Source organism: Mycobacterium gordonae (genome assembly GCF_002101675.1).
GTDB classification, from domain to species: domain Bacteria; phylum Actinomycetota; class Actinomycetes; order Mycobacteriales; family Mycobacteriaceae; genus Mycobacterium; species Mycobacterium gordonae.
Window position 1 is genome coordinate 19,554 of the sequence record NZ_LQOY01000080.1, and the last position, 18,149, is coordinate 37,702.

Here is an 18,149-nt window from a genome sequence, read left to right on the forward strand (position 1 = left end):
TCAATGTGCCGAGCCGGGGTGCTGGCCGCGCTCGTGCCCCGCGCCACCGGCCACTACTTGCGGGGCTTAGCCGGCTCCGCCGGAGAGGCCAACTTGGTGCGCTGATCGTGGCCGCGCAGTTTGACGCTACGACCCAGCGTCCAGCGCGCGGTCTCCTGCTCGCCGGCTCCTTCCAGGGTCTGCGCCGAGGTCAGCAGTTTGCCCGGGCGGGACTTCGCCAGCTCGCAGAGCCGCGCCGCCTCGTTGACCGGCTCGCCGATCACCGTGTACTCGAATCGCTCTTTGGCGCCGACGTTTCCGGCGACCACGGTGCCCGCCGCCACGCCGATGCCCGCCTGCAATTCCGGCATCTCCTGGGCCAGTCGGTCGGCGATGGTCCGCGCGCAGGCCAAGGCCTCGTCTTCCGGAGAGTCCAGGTGATTGGGGGCGCCGAAAATCGCCAGCGACGCGTCCCCTTCGAACTTGTTGACCAGCCCGTGGTGGCGGTCCACCTCTTCGACGACGATCGTGAAGAACTGGTTGAGCAGGTGAACTACCTCCACCGGTGGACGACTGGTCACCAACTTCGTCGAGCCGACAATGTCGATGAAGATCACCGCGACGTGGCGTTCTTCGCCGCCGAGTTTGGGTCGCTCGCGTTCGGCGGCGAGTGCCACGTCGCGTCCGACGTGCCGGCCGAACAGGTCGCGAACCCGCTCACGCTCGCGCAGTCCGTCGACCATGGCGTTGAATCCCCTTTGCAGTTCCCCGAGTTCGGTTCCGTCGAACACGACCAGATCTCCGCGCAGGTCACCTTGTTCCACTCGCTTGAGCGCGGCGCGCACCACCCGCACCGGTGTCGCCGTCAACCAAGCCAGGATCCACAACAGAATGAACCCGAAGATCAGTGTGGCGGCGGAAATGATCAACACCCCGACGGCGAACTGCGTTTGCGTCAGGTTCTTCAATGTCATCTCGAAGAAGGCCATCAGGCCGATTCCGACGACCGGCACACCCGAACCGAGCAGCCACACCATCATGGTCCGGCCCATGATTCCCGGCGCCAACCGCCGGGGCGGTGGCCCGGCCTCGAGCGCCTGAGCGGCCACCGGTCGCAGGGCGAACTCGGTGAGCAGATAGCTGCCGGTGGAGACCAGCAGGCCGCAGAAGCTCACCGCCACCAGAAACCTCGGGATGAACATCGTGTCGGCCATGCCGTAGAGCACGGTGGTCAGCACCGTCCCGATGCCCCACAGGATGAGATGGCCCATCGCGACGCGCCACGGTGCCATGAACGTGTTGCGTCCGTCCCGGTCGGTTGGCTTGCGCTCCTCGATCGCCCAGCGCAGCGCCTCGACGGTGCCGCGGGTGATCGTGTAGGCCCCGACGATCAATGCCGCCACGATGTAGGCGGGGACCGCGATGAACGACACCCACAGCGGGGCGTCGTCGAACACGCTGGGTACCGGAACCGCGACGGTCACCACCAGAACCGCAACGGCGATACCGATCAGATTCGCGGCGACGATCAGCACGGTCATGATGACCTGAATGCGGACCCGGCGGCGGTGTTGGTCCTCCGATACCCGACCGAGCAGCCAGGAACCGTATGCGGGAGTATCCGGCAGCCGGCCGCTCTGTCGGGTCACCTTCTCCAGGACCCGGCCCAGACGCTGCGCGACGCTTTTCTTGGGGGCCGTATTGGGCGACATGGTGGCGTCAGCCTAATTCTTGCGGGGCGATCTGGATGACGTCGGGTCTGATCGAGTCCGCCCGGCGGCTCGCGGAGGAGGATGTCGGACGCGGGCTGTGCCGGGTGAGCGCGTCGACATGCCGGGCCTGCGGCATCAAGTGCCGGCTCGCTCCGCCGGCGGGGTCGGAGAAGCTGTGCCGGTCCCGAGTGTGCAGCCGCGTCGGATTCACACGTTCTTGGGTAGAGCCACTCCGAACGCAATCATTGGGGATGTGCCAGCTGAATTGGCTCGTCATGGCTGCGCAGCGTCACCGTCTCAGCCAAAAGCCAACGGCTGCACTCACTTTCGCTAGCATTGAGCAGCGTCGAAGAGCTCGTCAGCAACCTGCCGGGATGTGATTTCGCCAGTTCGCATAACCGGGCCGCCTCGTGGACCGGGCCGCCGATGACGGTGTATTCGAAGCGCTCGTTCGCGCCGACGTTGCCGGCGACGACCTGTCCGGACGCCACGCCGATCCCTGCCCTGCACTCGGGCATCTCGGTGGCCAGTCGCTCGCAAATGCTCCGGGCGGCGGCCAGCGCGGCGTCCTCGGGGCAGTCGACGTGAATTGGAGCGCCGAAGATCGCCAACGCCGCGTCACCCTCAAACTTGTTGACCAGTCCGCAGTTTCGGTCGACCTCGTCGACGACGATAGTGAAGAACCGGTTGAGCAGGTGGACGACGTCGACCGGCGGGAGACTGCGGACCAATTGTGTCGAGCCGACGATGTCGATGAAGATGACGGCGACGTGGCGTTCCTCGCCGCCGAGTTGGGGTCGCTCCCGTTCGGCGGCGGCGGCCACCTGGCGTCCGACGTGGCGACCGAAGAGGTCCCGTATCCGCTCGCGTTCGCGCAGCCCCTTCACCATGGCGTTGAATCCCTTTTGCAGCTCGCCGAGTTCAGTCCCGTCGAATACCACCAGATCGCTCTGCAGATCGCCTTCCTCGACACGTTTGAGTGCGGCTCGCACCACCCGAATCGGGGTCGCGGTCAGCCACGACATGATCCACATGACCAGGAACCCGAAGACCAGCGTGATCACGGAAACGATCAGTACCGCCACTCCGAGTTGCGTTTCGGTCAGATCCCGGACCAGCAAGGCGAACAGAGCTATGAGGGCGATACCGGCGAGCGGAGCCCCCGAGCCCAGCGTCCACACCGTCATGGTCCGGCCCATGATCCCCGGGGCGATCCGTCGTGAGGTCCGTCCCGCCTCGAGTGCCTGCGCCGCCACCGGTCGCAAGGCGAACTCGGTGAACAGGTAAGAGTTGGTGGCTACCAGCACGCCGGTGATAGTGACCGTGACCAGCACGATCGGGATGAACAAGCGGTTCGACATGCCGTACAACGCGGCAGTGACCACCGCCCCGAGGGTCCACAGAATCACGTGGACCAGGGACACCCGGAATGGCGCCAGGAGCACGTTGCGGGCATCGGTCGCACTGGGCTCGCGCTCCTCGATCGCCCACCGGGTAGAGACCGTAATGATCCGGCTGCTGACCCAGAAGGTGCCGAAGGTGAGCGCGAGCGTGGCATAGGTCGGGACGAACGCGAAGGTCACCCACCGCGGTGCATCCCGGTAGATGTTGGGGCTTGGAAAGGCGAAGCTGATGATCAGCGAACTGACTGCCAGGCCGGTCAGGTTCGCTTGTAGGTTGTACAGGTTGACGATCAGCTTGATGCGCAACTGCCGGCGCGATTGGCTCTCGGAAACGTGCCCGAGTATCCACGAACCATAGGCGGGGGTGCCGGGCCGGCCGCTCTGACGGGTCAGCCTTTCCAGGAACCGGCCCAAACGCTGGGCGGCGCTCGTTACTGGGACCTCTTTGTCCGACATGGTGGCGTCAGCTTAATTCGTGGAACCCGATTTTCGGTCGAGTCGAGTCAAGGAGCTGGGCCAGCTGGGTTGGCCGCTCGTGTCCACAAACCTCAGCGCCCGCCACCGACCATCGTTCGGGGCTGGTGGCGAGGCGGACTGGGTCCGTCGCTTAGGCCCGATGTCGATCGGGCACGCTCGACGTCTGCACTGTTGCCCACGTCTTAAGGTGATCGGGTGCGTCTCGTCATTGCCCAGTGCACCGTCGACTACGTCGGCCGTCTCACCGCGCACCTGCCCTCGGCGCGCCGGTTGTTGTTGTTCAAGGCGGACGGTTCGGTCAGCGTGCACGCTGACGACCGCGCCTACAAACCGCTGAACTGGATGAGCCCACCGTGCTGGCTGACCGAGGAGCCGGGCCCGGTATGGGTGGTCGAGAACAAGACCGGCGAACAGTTGCGTATCACCGTCGAGGTGGTCGAGCACGACTCCAGCCACGATCTGGGCATCGATCCGGGTCTGGTCAAGGACGGGGTCGAGGCACACCTGCAGGCGCTGCTGGCCGAGCATGTCCAGCTGCTGGGTGACGGCTACACGTTGGTCCGCCGCGAGTACATGACCGCGATCGGGCCGGTCGACCTGTTGTGTCGCGACGAGAACGGGGGCTCGGTCGCCGTGGAGATCAAGCGGCGCGGCGAGATCGACGGCGTGGAGCAGCTCACCCGCTACCTGGAATTGCTCAATCGAGACAGTGTGCTGGCGCCCGTGAAAGGCGTATTCGCCGCTCAGCAGATCAAACCGCAAGCCCGCACTCTAGCGACCGATCGTGGAATCCGTTGTCTGACGCTGGATTACGACAAGATGCGGGGAATGGACAGCGACGAATACCGGCTGTTCTGAGATGGCTCGGCGCCGCAGAATGCCACCTCGGCAGCCCTTGCGGCTATCGAGTCGAGTGGAGACCGGAGCGGACGGGTACGAATACGAGGTTCGCCCCGTTGCCGCCGCGCGCGCGGTGAAGACCTATCGCTGTCCCGGGTGTGACCACGAGATCCGTCCCGGCACTTCGCATGTGGTGGTGTGGCCGGTCGGGGCGGCGGAAGCGACGGACGATCGCAGACACTGGCACACGCCGTGCTGGACCAACCGCGCTACCCGCGGTCCCACCCGCAGGTGGTCTTAGTGGTGTGCGGGCTCGACGAGCTCGATCAGCACCCCACCGGCGTCCTTGGGGTGGATGAAGTTGATGCGCGAGTTCGCGGTGCCGCGGCGGGGCTTCTCGTAGACCAGCCGCACGCCCTGAGAGCGCAACTGCTCGCTCATGGCATCGAGGTCCCTGATCCGGCAGGCGAGCTGCTGGATGCCGGGGCCGCGCTTGTCGATGAACTTCGCGATCACCGAGTTCTCGTCCAGCGGTGCCATCAGCTGGATCTGCGCGCTGGTACCGGGGACCGCCAGCATCGCTTCGCGAATGCCCTGGTCATCGTTGATTTCTTCGTGCACCAGGATCATGCCGAGGTGGTCGTTGTACCACTCGATCGCAGCATCCAGGTCGGCGACTGCAATGCCGACGTGATCGAGTCCGGTCACCAGTGACGTAGCCAGAGTGGGACGGGCGTCAACTTGATCGGTCGTCATTACATAACGGTAACCTCATAAGAAAGAATCCGCTTCTCCGGGTTGGCCCGATCAGCCGTTCCCGTGCCGTTTAGGAGGTTTCATGACGACGTCGGTGATCGTTGCTGGGGCGCGTACGCCCATCGGCAAGTTGATGGGTTCACTGAAGGACTTCAGCGCCAGCGACCTCGGTGGAATAGCGATCAAGGCGGCGCTGGAGAAGGCGAACGTGCCGCCATCACTGGTCGAGTACGTGATCATGGGCCAGGTGCTGACCGCGGGCGCCGGGCAGATGCCGGCGCGCCAATCCGCCGTGGCGGCGGGCATCGGCTGGGATGTCCCGGCGCTGACCATCAACAAGATGTGCCTGTCCGGGATCGACGCGATTGCTCTGGCTGACCAGCTCATTCGTGCCGGTGAGTTCGACGTGGTGGTGGCCGGCGGGCAGGAGTCGATGACCAAGGCGCCGCACCTGCTGATGGACAGCAGGGCCGGCTACAAGTACGGCGACGTCACGGTGCTCGACCACATGGCCTACGACGGCCTGCACGACGTGTTCACCGACCAGCCGATGGGCGCGCTGACCGAACAGCGCAACGACGTCGACAAGTTCACCCGCCATGAGCAGGACGAGTACGCAGCGCAGTCGCACCAAAAGGCCGCCGCCGCATGGAAAGACGGCGTCTTCGCCGACGAGGTGGTCCCGGTGGAGATCCCACAGCGCAAGGGCGACCCGCTGCAGTTCAGCGAGGACGAAGGCATCCGGGCGAACACCACCGCCGACTCGCTGGCCGGCCTGAAACCCGCCTTCCGCAAGGACGGCACCATCACGGCCGGCTCGGCGTCGCAGATCTCCGACGGCGCTGCCGCGGTCGTGGTGATGAATAAGGAAAAGGCCCAGGAGCTGGGTCTGAGCTGGCTGGTGGAAATCGGTGCACACGGCGTGGTGGCCGGACCGGATTCCACGCTGCAGTCGCAGCCGGCCAACGCGATCAAGAGGGCGCTCAACCGCGAGGGCATCTCGGTCGACCAGCTCGACGTGGTGGAGATCAACGAGGCGTTTGCGGCGGTGGCCCTCGCCTCGACCAGGGAACTGGGCGTCAACCCCGAGATCGTCAACGTCAACGGAGGAGCGATTGCCGTCGGTCACCCGATCGGAATGTCGGGAGCGCGGATCACGCTGCACGTCGCGCTCGAATTAGCGCGTCGCGGATCGGGCTACGGTGTGGCGGCGCTGTGCGGGGCCGGCGGCCAGGGCGACGCGCTGATCCTCCGCGCCGGATAGCGGTCCGGGGCTGGCTGGCAAGTTTGCTGGCGAGCGCCCGTGACCGTTACTGTCGGCACTACTGTGAGATTGGTCATATCGTCCGCCGGCGAGGGCCAGGCGCGAATTCCGGCCACTTTTTGTCGGCCCAGGAGGTCGCCGTGAGCGGATCGTGACGGCGTGACAGACTTGACGGCGTGACACGTCCCCGACCCTCGATCGGGCCAGCGTTGGCCGGTGCGGTCGACCTGTCCGGTCTCAAACAACGCGCTCAACAGAAGGCCAGTGCGCCGCCCGGGCCGCCGGGCGGTTCCGGTGGGCCTTCCGGCCCCGGGATCATTCAGGTCACCGAGACCAATTTCGAGGACGAGGTGATCAACCGGTCCGACGAGATTCCGGTCGTGGTGTTGCTGTGGTCGCCGCGCAGCGAGGTGTGCGTCGACCTGCTCGAGACGCTGGCCGGTCTGGCGGCTGACGACAACGGCACCTGGGCGCTGGCCGCGGCCAACGTCGACGCCGCGCCCGGCATAGCGCGGATCTTCGGCGTGCAGGCGGTCCCGACCGTGGTGGCATTGGCCGCCGCCCAACCGGTTTCAAGTTTCCAGGGCCCGCAACCGGCCGATCAGTTACGGCGCTGGATCGACTCGCTGCTCGACGCCACCGCGGGGAAACTCAAAGGCGCACCCGGCGGTGGGCAACCGGAGGAAGTGGATCCGGTAGTCGCCCAGGCGCGTCAGGAACTCGACGCCGGTGACTTCGAGGCGGCCAAGCAGTCCTACGAGGCGGTCCTGGCGGCCGACCCCGGCAGTGTGGAAGCCAAGGGAGCCATCCGCCAGATCGGGTTCCTCACGCGCGCGACCGCGCATCCGCCGGACGCGGTCCCGGCAGCCGATGCGGCGCCCGACGACATCGACGCGGCCTTCGCGGCCGCCGATGTTCAGATCCTCAGCCAGGACGTGACCGGGGCCTTCGACCGTCTGATTGCGTTGGTACGCCGGACATCTGGTGACGACCGCAGCAAGGTGCGCACCCGGCTCATCGAACTGTTCGAACTCTTCGACCCCGCCGACCCCGAGGTGGTCGCCGGCCGCCGCAACCTCGCCAACGCACTGTACTGACGCTTTCCTGCGCGAGCAGACACCAAAGCCCCGTGGAGCGTCCGCTCCCGGGGGCTTTGGCGTCTGCTCGCCCTAGAGTCAGGCGGGTTCCAGCCAGATCGCAGACAGCGGGGGCAACACCAGTACCGCTGAGGCCGGCCGGCCGTGCCACGGGTCGTCGGTAGCGTCGACGCCGCCGAGGTTCCCGATGCCCGAACCGTTGTAGATGGTGGCGTCGGTGTTGAGCACCTCGCGCCAGCGCCCAGCCTGCGGCAGGCCCAACCGGTAGTTGCTGTGCTCAGCCCCCGCGAAGTTGAAGACACAGGCCAGCACCGAGCCGTCGCTGCCGTAGCGCAGGAAGCTCAGCACATTGTTGGCCGAGTCGTTGGCGTCGATCCACGAATACCCTTCGGGTGTGGTGTCCCTGCTCCACAGCGCCGGGTGGCTCGTGTAGATCCCGTTGATGTCGCGCACCAGTCGCAGCACACCGTTGGAGAAACCCTGCTCGTCGAGCTGCCACCAATCCAGGCCGCGTTCCTCTGACCACTCGGCGCGCTGGCCGAATTCCTGACCCATGAACAGCAATTGCTTACCCGGATGCGCCCACTGGTAGGCGAGCAGACTGCGCACTCCGGCCGCCTTGGCGTGGTTGTCGCCGGGCATCCGCCCCCACAGCGTGCCCTTGCCGTGGACCACTTCGTCGTGGCTGATCGGCAGCACATAGTTCTCGCTGAACGCATACAGCATCGAGAACGTCATCTCGTGGTGGTGGTAGGCCCGGTGGATCGGGTCACGACTGAAGTAGTCAAGCGTGTCATGCATCCAGCCCATGTTCCACTTCATCGAAAAGCCAAGTCCGCCAAGATTGGTCGGACGAGTGACGCCGGGCCACGACGTCGATTCCTCGGCGATGGTGACGATGCCGGGTGCCGCCTTGTGGGCGGTCGCGTTCATTTCTTGCAGGAACTGCACCGCCTCGAGGTTCTCGCGGCCGCCGTAGATGTTGGGCGTCCAACCACCTTCGGGACGTGAGTAGTCCAGGTACAGCATCGAGGCCACCGCGTCGACCCGCAGGCCGTCCATGTGGAACTCCTGTAGCCAGTACAGCGCGTTGGCCACCAGGAAGTTCCGCACCTCGGGACGCCCGAAATCGAAAACGTAGGTACCCCAGTCCAATTGCTCACCGCGCTTGGGATCGGAGTGTTCGTAGAGGGGGTTGCCGTCAAAGCGTCCCAATGCCCACGCGTCTTTGGGGAAGTGCGCCGGCACCCAGTCCACGATGACACCGATGCCGGCCTGGTGCAGCGCGTCGACCAGTGTCCGGAATTCATCGGGCGTGCCGAAGCGGGACGAGGGTGCGTAGTACGACGTCACCTGGTAGCCCCACGAGCCGCCGAAGGGGTGCTCGGCGACGGGCAGCAGCTCGACGTGCGTGAACCCTTGTTCCACCACATATTCGGTGAGCTGTGTGGCGAGTTCCCGGTAGCCCAGACCGGGACGCCAGGACCCGAGGTGCACTTCGTAAGTGCTCATCGGCTCGAAGACGGGGTTGGCCTGCGCGCGCCGTTCCAGCCACTCCTGGTCGTTCCAGGTGTAGTCGCTTACCGTCACGCGTGAGGCCGTCTGCGGCGGCACCTCGGTGCCGAACGCGAACGGGTCGGCGCGATCGGTAACCGCGCCGTCGGCCCCGTGCACCCTGAACTTGTACAGGCCGTCGATCGGAAAATCGGGCCAGAACAGTTCCCAGACGCCGGACGAGCCCAACACCCGCATCGGGGCGTCGGTCCCGGTCCAGCCGTTGAACTCGCCGATCAGGTTAACACCCTTGGCATTCGGTGCCCACACCGCGAACGACACGCCGGTGACCACGCCGTCGGGCGTGGTGAACGAACGGGGATGGGCGCCCAGCACCTCCCAGAGGCGTTCGTGGCGTCCCTCGGCGAACAGGTGCAGGTCGACCTCGCCCAGGGTGGGCAGGAAACGGTAGGCGTCGGCGACGGTGTGGGGTTCCGAACCGTCGTAGGTCACCTCGAGCCGGTAGTCGACAAGGTCGACGAACGGCAACACAACCGCCCACACGCCCGAGTCGATGTGCTGCAACGGCAACCGGTCCTCGCCCACGAGTGCGACGACGCTGACCGCGTGCGGCCGGTATGTCCGGATAACGGTGTGGTCGCCGTATTCGTGGGCGCCCAGAATGCCATGCGGGTTGTGGTGGGTGCCGGCCGTCAGGCTGGCCAGTTCGGCGGGGTCGGGCGCCAGATGCGTATTGGCGAGTTCATCGGTGCGATTCACTTGCCCTCACCTCCTGCGTAGCAACGTGATTCGGGATTCTTCGGGTATGAGCGGCATGTTGATGACATGAGCGACCGCCCGTCCCGGGTCGATGCGGATGTAATTGGATTGCCCCCATTGGTATTCCTCGCCGGTAATTTCGTCGCGCACCCAGAAGCGTTCGTAGGGCTCCATGCCCAACGCCGCCATGTCCAGATGCAGGATCGCTTCCTCGGGCCCGAACGCGTTCAGTGTCACCACCGTCAGGACGCAGTCACCGGTTTCCGCGTCGAACTTGCTGTAGGCCAGCAACGCGTCGTTGTCCACGCTGTGGAAGTGGATGGTGCGCAACTGCTGCAGAGCAGGGTGCAGCCGGCGAATCTCGTTGAGCCGGGTGATGAACGGCTCCAGCGACCGACCTTCGGCCAGCGCTCCGGCGAAATCGCGGGGTCGCAATTCGTACTTCTCCGAGTCCAGGTATTCCTCGCTGCCTTCCCGCACCGCCCGGTGCTCGAACAGTTCGTAGCCGGAATACACCCCCCACGCCGGGCTCATCGTCGCCGCCAGCACCGCACGGATCGCGAACATGCCCGGCCCATGGTGCTGTAGTACCTCGTGCAGGATGTCTGGCGTGTTGACGAACAGGTTCGGGGTGCGGAAGTCGGCGAGTCTGGCGATGTCGTTGCCGAACTCGGTGAGCTCCCACTTGGCCGTGCGCCAGGTGAAGTAGCTGTAGGACTGCGTGAAACCGAGCTTGGCCAGCCCGTACTGGCGGGCCGGCGGGGTGAACGCCTCGGACAGGAACAGCACATCGGGGTCGACGGCTTTGACCTGACCGATCAGCCAGGCCCAGAAGTCCGGTGGCTTGGTGTGCGGGTTGTCGACCCGAAACACCTTGACCCCGTGGTCGATCCAGTGCCGTACCACGCGCAGCACCTCGTTGTATAGCCCGGCCGGATCGTTGTCGAAGTTGAGCGGGTAGATGTCCTGGTATTTCTTCGGCGGGTTCTCCGCGTAGGCGATGGTGCCGTCGGGCAGTTCGGTGAACCAGTTGCGGTGGTCACGGGCCCAAGGGTGGTCCGGGGCGCACTGCAGCGCCAGGTCTAGGGCCACCTCCATGCCCAGATCTTTTGTGGCGGAGACGAAATCGTCGAAGTCGTCGATCGTGCCCAGAGCGGGATGGATGGCGTCGTGGCCGCCTTCGTCGCTGCCGATCGCCCACGGCGATCCCACGTCGCCGGGAGCGGCGGTCGGATTGTTGTTGCGGCCCTTACGGTGCACCTTGCCGATCGGGTGGATCGGCGGCAGGTACACCACGTCGAAACCCATCCCGGCGATCCGGGGCAGCGCCGCCGCCGCAGTGGCGAAAGTGCCGTGCACCGGGTGACCGTCAGCGTCCCAGCCGCCGGTGGAGCGCGGGAATATCTCGTACCAGGAACCGAAACGGGCCAGTGGCCGGTCCACCCAGACGCCGTGCTGCTGTCCGCGGGTCACCAATTCCCGCAACGGGAACTGATCGAGCAGTTCTTCGATCTCGGGTGCCAGCGCCAACGCGGTGCGGGTCAATGGATCACCGGGCTTACGCAGCGCAGCGGCGGCATCCAGCAGCGGCTTGCGCTGCTGGCGCGGCACCCCGGTGGCGGCGCGCTCGAAAAGTGCGGCGCCCACCAGCAGATCGTTGGAGAGTTCCTTTTCGCCCTGGCCCGCATCGAGTTTGGCGACCAGCCCATGACGCCAGGAATGAATCGGGTCACCCCACCCGTCTACCCGGAAAGTCCACAATCCCACCCTGTCTGGGGCGAATTGCCCGTGGAACACGAACGGTTCCAGGCCCATCGTCATCGCGAAATGCCGGGGTTTCACCTTTTCGGCGACCGCGGCGTCCTGCTCGCCCGCCTGCACGGCGGCTTGTACGGTCTTCGTTCCGCGGGCATCGGTCACCTGGGGGTAGCGCGTGCCCAGGTACCGCACGACCAGCGTCGCCGCCACGGCCTCGTGCCCTTCACGCCACACCGCGGCGCTGACCGGGATCACCTCACCGACCACCGCCTTGGCGGGGTACGTACCACACGAGACCACGGGTTGAACGTCGTCGATCTCGATACGACCGGGCACCAATCACTCCATTCGATTGCCCGGCTCCGCGGCGGCCCATCGTTGCGCCGCATCGTTGCCGGGGCCTTCCGGATTCATCACCCCAGCGGCCACACCGGTCGTCGTTGAGGTGTCACTCGTCAGCTCGAAGTCTGTCGCCTCTTTGCGCCCCATACCCACCCTAGTGTCCGGCTACACCGACGGATGCCGAAGCGCACTGCACAACTAGTCGCTATCCAAGGCTGCACGCAGCGAAAACGGCACTAAGGTTGAGATGCGTGAAAGCCCTCCGCCGCTTTACCGTCCGTGCCCACCTTCCCGATCGTCTGGCCGCGCTAAACCAGCTGTCCACCAATCTGCGGTGGTCGTGGGAAAAACCCACGCAGGACCTCTTCGCGACCATCGATCCCGACCTGTGGTTCAAGTGCGGCAAGGATCCGGTTGCGGTGCTGGGCGCGGTGAAGCCGGCCCGGCTCGACGAACTCGCGGCCGACGAGGAGTTCCTGCGCCGGCTCGACGAGCTCGCGGCCGATCTGAACGACTACCTGACCCGTCCGCTGTGGTATCAGCAGCAGGAAGCTGCCGGTGTCGGCATGCCCACCGGGATCGCGTATTTCTCGATGGAATTCGGCGTCGCCGAAGTGCTGCCCAACTACTCCGGTGGTCTCGGGATTCTGGCGGGTGACCATCTGAAGTCGGCTTCTGACCTGGGCCTGCCGCTGATCGCGGTCGGTCTGTACTACCGCTCGGGATATTTCCGGCAGTCATTGACCGCTGACGGCTGGCAGCAGGAGACCTATCCGTCACTGGATCCACAGGGATTACCGCTGAGGTTGCTTACCGACGCCACTGGAGATCCCGTGCTGGTTGAGCTGGCACTGCCGGAGGCCGCGCGGCTGCGGGCGCGGATCTGGGTGGCCCAGGTCGGCCGGGTGCCCCTGCTGCTCCTTGATTCCGACGTTCCGGAGAACGAGCACGAGCTGCGCAGCGTCACCGACCGGCTCTACGGTGGTGATCAGGAACACCGCATCAAGCAGGAGATCCTGGCCGGCATCGGCGGGGTCCGGGCGATTCGCGCCTTCACCGCGGTCGAGGGGCGCCCGGCCCCCGAGGTGTTCCACATGAACGAAGGCCACGCCGGGTTCCTGGGCGCCGAACGCATCCGGGAGTTGGTCACCGACGCGGGACTGGACTTCGACACCGCGTTAACGGTGGTGCGGTCCAGCACGGTCTTCACCACCCACACCCCGGTGCCCGCGGGCATCGACCGGTTCCCGGTGGAGATGGTGCAGCGCTATTTCGACGACGAAGGTGACGGCGTGAGCACGCTGCTGCCGGGGGTGCCGACCGAGCGAATCCTCGCCCTGGGCGCCGAGGACGATCCGGAGAAGTTCAACATGGCCCACATGGGGCTGCGGTTGGCGCAGCGTGCCAATGGGGTGTCGCTGTTGCACGGCCAGGTGAGCCGGTCGATGTTCAACGAACTCTGGCCGGGGTTCGACCCCGACGAGGTGCCGATCGGGTCGATCACCAACGGCGTGCACGCCCGCACCTGGGCCGCGCCACAGTGGCTGCAGCTCGGGCGTGAGCTGGCCGGCTCGGATTCGTTCAGCGAGCCCGCGGTGTGGCTGCGGTTGCAGCAGGTCGACGCCGGGCATCTGTGGGGGATCCGCTCGCAGCTGCGTGCGCTGCTGGTCGAGGATGTCCGGGCGCGGCTGCGTCAGTCGTGGCTGGAGCGGGGCGCCTCGGAAGCCGAATTGGGTTGGATCGCAAAGGCATTCGATCCCGATGTGCTGACGGTCGGGTTCGCCCGGCGAGTTCCGACGTATAAGCGTCTGACGCTGATGCTGCGCGATCCGGCCCGGCTGGAGGGTCTGTTGCTTGACGAGGAACGGCCGATTCAGCTGATCGTCGCCGGCAAGTCGCACCCCGCCGATGACGGCGGCAAGGCGTTGATTCAGCAGGTGGTGCGGTTCGCCGACCGGCCGGAGGTGCGGCACCGGATCGCGTTCCTGCCCAACTACGACATGTCGATGGCGCGGTTGCTCTACTGGGGCTGCGACGTGTGGCTCAACAACCCGCTGCGGCCCCTGGAGGCCTGCGGCACGTCGGGTATGAAGAGCGCGCTCAACGGCGGGCTCAACCTGTCCATCCGTGACGGCTGGTGGGATGAGTGGTACGACGGCGAAAATGGTTGGGAGATACCGTCGGCGGACGGAGTGGCCGATGAAGGCCGGCGTGACGACCTGGAGGCCAGCGCCCTCTACAACCTGCTCGAGCAGGCGGTGGCACCGAAGTTCTACGAACGCGACGACCACGGCGTCCCGCCGCGCTGGATCGAGATGGTGCGGCACACCCTGCAGACCCTCGGGCCGAAAGTCCTGGCCTCCCGGATGGTCACCGACTACGTCGAGCGCTACTACTCCCCGGCGGCGCAGTCGGTGCGCACCACCGTCGCAGGTGGGCAGTTCGAGGCGGCACGTGAACTGACCGCGTACCGCCGGCGGGTCGAGGAGGCGTGGCCGCGGATCGTGGTGACCGATGTCGACAGCACCGGACTCCCGGACACTCCACTGCTCGGGTCGAAGCTGACGTTGACCGCGACCGTGCAGTTGGCCGGGCTGGCGCCCGACGAGGTGACGGTACAAGCGGTGCTCGGCCGGGTGGACAATGGCGACGAGCTGCTGGATCCGCTGACAGTTGAGATGACGTACACGGGCAGCGCTGAGGGTGGCAACCAGGTCTTCTCCACGACCACGCCGCTGCCGCTGGCCGGAGCGCTGGGTTACACGGTGCGGGTGCTGCCGCGGCATCCGATGCTGGCCGGCAGCAACGAACTCGGCCTGGTCACGCTGGCCTGAGCGCGCGCGGGGGAGCCGCGCGAGCAGACGTTAAGGCCCCTATTTCCCGTCGATTTCGGGGGCCTGCGCGTCTGCTCGCGAGGGGGAGTCGCGCAGGCGGCGTAGCGCGGCACGGACCTGTTCGGGGTTGGTGGTCTGCCAGAACGGCGGCAATGACGCGCGCAGGTACTCGCCGTAGCGCGCCGTCACCATGCGCGAATCCAGCACCGCCACCACCCCGCGGTCGGTGACCCGACGCAGCAGCCGGCCCGACCCCTGCGCCAGCAACAGCGCCGCATGGCCGGCCGCCACGGCCATGAAGCCATTGCCGCCGCGGGCGGCCACCGCACGCTGACGGGCGCTCAGCAGCGGGTCGTCGGGGCGGGGAAACGGGATGCGGTCGATCAGCACCAACGACAGCGACGGCCCCGGAACGTCGACGCCCTGCCACAGCGACAGCGTGCCGAACAGCGAGGTTTCGGGGTCGTCGGCGAACTGCTCGACCAAGGCCGAGGTGCTGTCGTCGCCCTGACACAGCACCGGCGTGCTCAGGCGGTCGCGCATCGCCTCGGCGGCCGCCCGCGCCGCGCGCATCGACGAGAAGAGTCCCAGCGTGCGCCCGTCTGCAGCGGTGATCAATTCCTCGATTTCGGTTAGCTGCTCGGCCGTGCCGGTGCCGTCCCGGCCCGGCGGCGGCAGATGCGCGGCGACGTAGAGAATCCCGGATTTGACGTGGTCGAACGGTGATCCGACGTCAACGCCCCGCCACCGAGTCTCCGCCCCCGTCAGTCCCCAGGCCTCGGCCATCGCGTCGAATGCCCCGCCGATCGTCAGGGTCGCCGATGTCAGCACCGTCGTCGAACGCGAGAACACCTTGCTGGCCAGAAGTCCGGCCACCGACAGCGGTGCCACGCGCAGCACCGCGCGCGGCGAACCCCGGTTCTCTTCGTGATCCAGCCAGACGATGTCGGTGCGGTCGGGGATGGCGGGCCCGAACGAATCGAGAATCCGTGCTGCGGTGTCGGAGATCTCGATCAGCGCGGCGGCCGCTTCGGCGCGTGCCGCCGCCGCCCGGGCGTCGCTGGTGCTCTCGATCGCCGACCGGGCAGCACTGGCGGCGTCGCGCAGCGCGGTCAGGTAGGTCGCCAGCTCGTCGTCGAGGTGGTCGATGCGGCCCGGCTGGGCATCATGGATCGCCGAGGAGAAGGTGGCCGAGGCTGCCTCCAGGCGATCGAGAAGTTCCGGACTCACCAGCCGGCCCAGCCGCCGTGCCGCCACCCCCAAAGTCGCCGACGTCAGTTCCGCGGTGGCCACCGAGGTCACCCGGTCGGTCAGCTCGTGCGCCTCGTCGACCACCAGCAGGGAGTGCTCCGGCAACACCGCGGAGTCGGACACGGCGTCGATCGCCAGCAGGGCGTGGTTGGTGACGACGACATCCGCGGTGCCGGCGCGTGCCCGAGCCCGTTCCGAGAAGCACTCCGAGCCGAACGAGCAGCGCGCCACGCCGATGCATTCCCGCGCCGAAACGCTGACCTGAGACCAGGATCGGTCGGGCACCCCGGGCTTCAGGTCGTCACGGTCACCGGTGCCGGTGTCCGCTGACCACTCGGTGAGACGTTGCACGTCGCGCCCCAACGCGGTGACGGCCATCGGGTTGAACAGCTCCTCCTGCGGCCGGTCGTCGGTGTCGCCTCCCGCGCTGCCGTTATGAATCTTGTTCAGGCATAAGTAATTTCGACGTCCTTTGAGCAACGCGAACCGTGGCGGACGGGGCAACGCGTCGGCCAGGGCCTCCGCCAGCCGGGGCAGATCGCGGTCGACGAGCTGGCGCTGCAACGCGATGGTGGCGGTCGACACCACCACCGGTGCTTCGTCGCCGACTGCCCGGACGATCGAGGGCACCAGGTACGCCAACGACTTACCGGTGCCGGTGCCGGCCTGGACGACCAGGTGTTCGCCGGTTTCGAAGGCATGCGCGACCGCGTTGGCCATGTCGACTTGACCGGGGCGCTCGCTGCCACCGAGCGCCGCTACCGCGATCGCCAACAACTCCCGAACAGACTCGGTCACGGTCGCTCGGTCAGACCGAAATCGTCTGCGTCGGTATCGCCGGATCGCCGGGCGACAAAGCCAGCCCCTCCCAAGGCAGGCTGCGCAGCCCCGACGCCACCAACTCCCGCGCCGCCACCAGATCGTTGGCGACCAGGATCTCGCCACCGCGCACCAGCGGCGTGGTGAGCACCCGGTGCGGCTCGCTGACCGACGGCGGGCGCCCGAACGGATGCACCACCTCCTCGGTAACGGTGCCGGTCGGTCGAGACAGCCGCAGCGCCGCTTTGCGGCCGCCGTGCGACTCCTTCTGGCTGCTGCGCTTCTGCACGGCGATCCCGTCCACCTCCACCAGCTTGTAGACCATGCCCGCCGTCGGTGCACCCGAGCCGGTGACCAATGACGTACCTACGCCGTAACTGTCCACCGGCGCGGCGAGCAACCCGGCGATGGCGAATTCGTCCAGATCGCTGGACAGCACAATGCGCGTTTTGCGTGCCCCCAGCTCGTCGAGTTGGGCGCGGACCTGGTGGGCCAGCACGGCGAGATCACCGGAGTCGATTCGGACGGCGCCCAACTCCGGGCCGCCCGCAGTCACTGCGTTGGCGACTCCCGTGGTCACGTCGTAAGTGTCGACCAGCAGCGTGGTGTCCGGCCCCAGCGCCTCGACCTGCGCGCGGAATGCCGCCAACTCGTCGGGCCCTTGGTCGGTGGTGTGCACCATGGTGAACGCGTGCGCGGCGGTGCCCACCGACGGCACCCCGTATCGCCGCTGCGCCTCGAGGTTGGATGTGCCGGCGAACCCGGCGATGTAGGCGGCTCGCGCGGCTGCGACGGCGGCCTGCTCGTGAGTGCGCCGCGAACCCATCTCGATGACCGAGCGATCACCGGCCGCGCTGACCATGCGCGCCGCCGCCGACGCTATCGCCGTGTCGTGATTGAAAATCGACAGCACCACAGTTTCCAGCAGCACGCACTCGGCGAAGCTGCCGTGCACCGACAACACCGGTGAGTACGGGAAATACAATTCGCCTTCGGCGTAGCCGTCGATGTCGCCGCGGAAACGGAATGCCCGCAGATACTCCACCGTGTCGGCGTCCAGGAACCCGGCCAACAGCTCACAAGCATCGGCATCGAACCTGAACCGCGGCAAGGTTTCCAGCAGCCGGCCGGTCCCGGCGACGACCCCGTAGCGCCGGCCCGCCGGTAGCCGCCGCGCGAACACTTCCCAGCTGGTGCGCCGCTGCGCGGTACCGTCGCGCAGGGCCGCGGCCAGCATGGTCAACTCGTATTTGTCGGTCAGCAGCCCAGCTAGTACCGAGTCCTTCACATCGCAAAGGTATCGGCTGGCTGCAAAGTAAGCCCGGCTCGGTATCCTTAGCCCC

14 protein-coding genes are annotated in these 18,149 nt (G+C 66.6%); 5 read left to right on the forward strand and 9 right to left on the reverse strand.

The genetic code is table 11. The annotated features are described in order from the left end of the window. Nucleotides 1-53: 53 nt before the first annotated feature. From AWC08_RS12660 to AWC08_RS12665, 3 genes are read right to left on the reverse strand one after another with little or no spacing between them, the layout of a single operon-like run. On the reverse strand, nucleotides 54-1,691 hold the full coding sequence (locus AWC08_RS12660; RefSeq protein WP_065136258.1) for an adenylate/guanylate cyclase domain-containing protein: 1,638 nt from the start codon (nucleotides 1,689-1,691) through the stop codon (nucleotides 54-56). Nucleotides 1,692-1,698: 7 nt separating this feature from the next. Further along, nucleotides 1,699-1,902 (reverse strand): hypothetical protein, encoded by a 204-nt coding sequence (locus AWC08_RS35260; RefSeq protein WP_142283548.1) that lies wholly within the window; start codon nucleotides 1,900-1,902, stop codon nucleotides 1,699-1,701. Nucleotides 1,903-1,933: 31 nt separating this feature from the next. After that, entirely contained in the window at nucleotides 1,934-3,550 is a 1,617-nt protein-coding gene (locus AWC08_RS12665) for an adenylate/guanylate cyclase domain-containing protein (RefSeq protein WP_085087858.1), read from the reverse strand. 216 nt (nucleotides 3,551-3,766) lie between these two features. On the opposite strand from AWC08_RS12665, the gene nucS reads away from it, so the two are divergent. Together nucS and AWC08_RS12675 are read left to right on the forward strand one after the other, a co-directional pair. Beyond that, nucleotides 3,767-4,429 (forward strand): endonuclease NucS, encoded by a 663-nt coding sequence (gene nucS, locus AWC08_RS12670; protein ID WP_065136099.1) that lies wholly within the window; start codon nucleotides 3,767-3,769, stop codon nucleotides 4,427-4,429. A 1-nt stretch (nucleotide 4,430) separates the two neighbouring features. Then, nucleotides 4,431-4,712 carry a hypothetical protein gene (locus AWC08_RS12675; RefSeq protein ID WP_082986612.1) on the forward strand — a complete coding sequence of 94 codons (282 nt, stop codon included), beginning with the start codon at nucleotides 4,431-4,433 and terminating at the stop codon, nucleotides 4,710-4,712. Here the strand turns inward: AWC08_RS12675 and mce are convergent. Further along, nucleotides 4,709-5,167, reverse strand: a complete 459-nt coding sequence (gene mce / locus AWC08_RS12680; protein ID WP_065136100.1) for a methylmalonyl-CoA epimerase — start codon at nucleotides 5,165-5,167, stop codon at nucleotides 4,709-4,711. The genes AWC08_RS12675 and mce overlap by 4 nt on opposite strands. Before the next feature lie 82 nt (nucleotides 5,168-5,249). On the opposite strand from mce, the gene AWC08_RS12685 reads away from it, so the two are divergent. Next, entirely contained in the window at nucleotides 5,250-6,431 is a 1,182-nt protein-coding gene (locus AWC08_RS12685; RefSeq protein WP_065136101.1) for an acetyl-CoA C-acetyltransferase, read from the forward strand. Between the two features lie 176 nt (nucleotides 6,432-6,607). Next, complete coding sequence (locus AWC08_RS12690; protein WP_065136102.1) at nucleotides 6,608-7,528, forward strand: tetratricopeptide repeat protein; 921 nt, start codon at nucleotides 6,608-6,610, stop codon at nucleotides 7,526-7,528. Nucleotides 7,529-7,606: 78 nt separating this feature from the next. On the opposite strand, the gene glgB is transcribed toward AWC08_RS12690, so the two are convergent. Genes glgB through AWC08_RS36480 form a run of 3 tightly spaced genes read right to left on the reverse strand, consistent with a single transcriptional unit; the run spans nucleotide 7,607 to nucleotide 12,049 of the window. Next, nucleotides 7,607-9,802: a 1,4-alpha-glucan branching protein GlgB gene (gene glgB, locus AWC08_RS12695; RefSeq protein ID WP_069434966.1), complete on the reverse strand. Its 2,196-nt coding sequence runs from the start codon at nucleotides 9,800-9,802 to the stop codon at nucleotides 7,607-7,609. Nucleotides 9,803-9,808: 6 nt separating this feature from the next. Beyond that, nucleotides 9,809-11,896: an alpha-1,4-glucan--maltose-1-phosphate maltosyltransferase gene (locus AWC08_RS12700; protein ID WP_065136116.1), complete on the reverse strand. Its 2,088-nt coding sequence runs from the start codon at nucleotides 11,894-11,896 to the stop codon at nucleotides 9,809-9,811. Nucleotides 11,897-11,899: 3 nt separating this feature from the next. After that, nucleotides 11,900-12,049 (reverse strand): hypothetical protein, encoded by a 150-nt coding sequence (locus AWC08_RS36480; RefSeq protein ID WP_156781407.1) that lies wholly within the window; start codon nucleotides 12,047-12,049, stop codon nucleotides 11,900-11,902. Nucleotides 12,050-12,153: 104 nt separating this feature from the next. Here AWC08_RS36480 and AWC08_RS12705 point away from each other — a divergent pair, with 104 nt between their 5' ends. Next, nucleotides 12,154-14,736 carry a glycosyltransferase family 1 protein gene (locus AWC08_RS12705; RefSeq protein WP_069434965.1) on the forward strand — a complete coding sequence of 861 codons (2,583 nt, stop codon included), beginning with the start codon at nucleotides 12,154-12,156 and terminating at the stop codon, nucleotides 14,734-14,736. Nucleotides 14,737-14,775: 39 nt separating this feature from the next. On the opposite strand, the gene AWC08_RS12710 is transcribed toward AWC08_RS12705, so the two are convergent. After that, the gene (locus tag AWC08_RS12710) at nucleotides 14,776-16,830 is read right to left on the reverse strand and encodes an ATP-dependent DNA helicase (protein WP_142283553.1); all 2,055 of its coding nucleotides are present in this window, start codon (nucleotides 16,828-16,830) and stop codon (nucleotides 14,776-14,778) included. Further along, a complete protein-coding gene (locus tag AWC08_RS12715) occupies nucleotides 16,796-18,094 on the reverse strand; it encodes a nicotinate phosphoribosyltransferase (RefSeq protein WP_256100380.1) in 1,299 nt (432 codons plus the stop codon). The genes AWC08_RS12710 and AWC08_RS12715 overlap by 35 nt, the downstream gene beginning before the upstream one ends. Nucleotides 18,095-18,149: the final 55 nt, after the last annotated feature.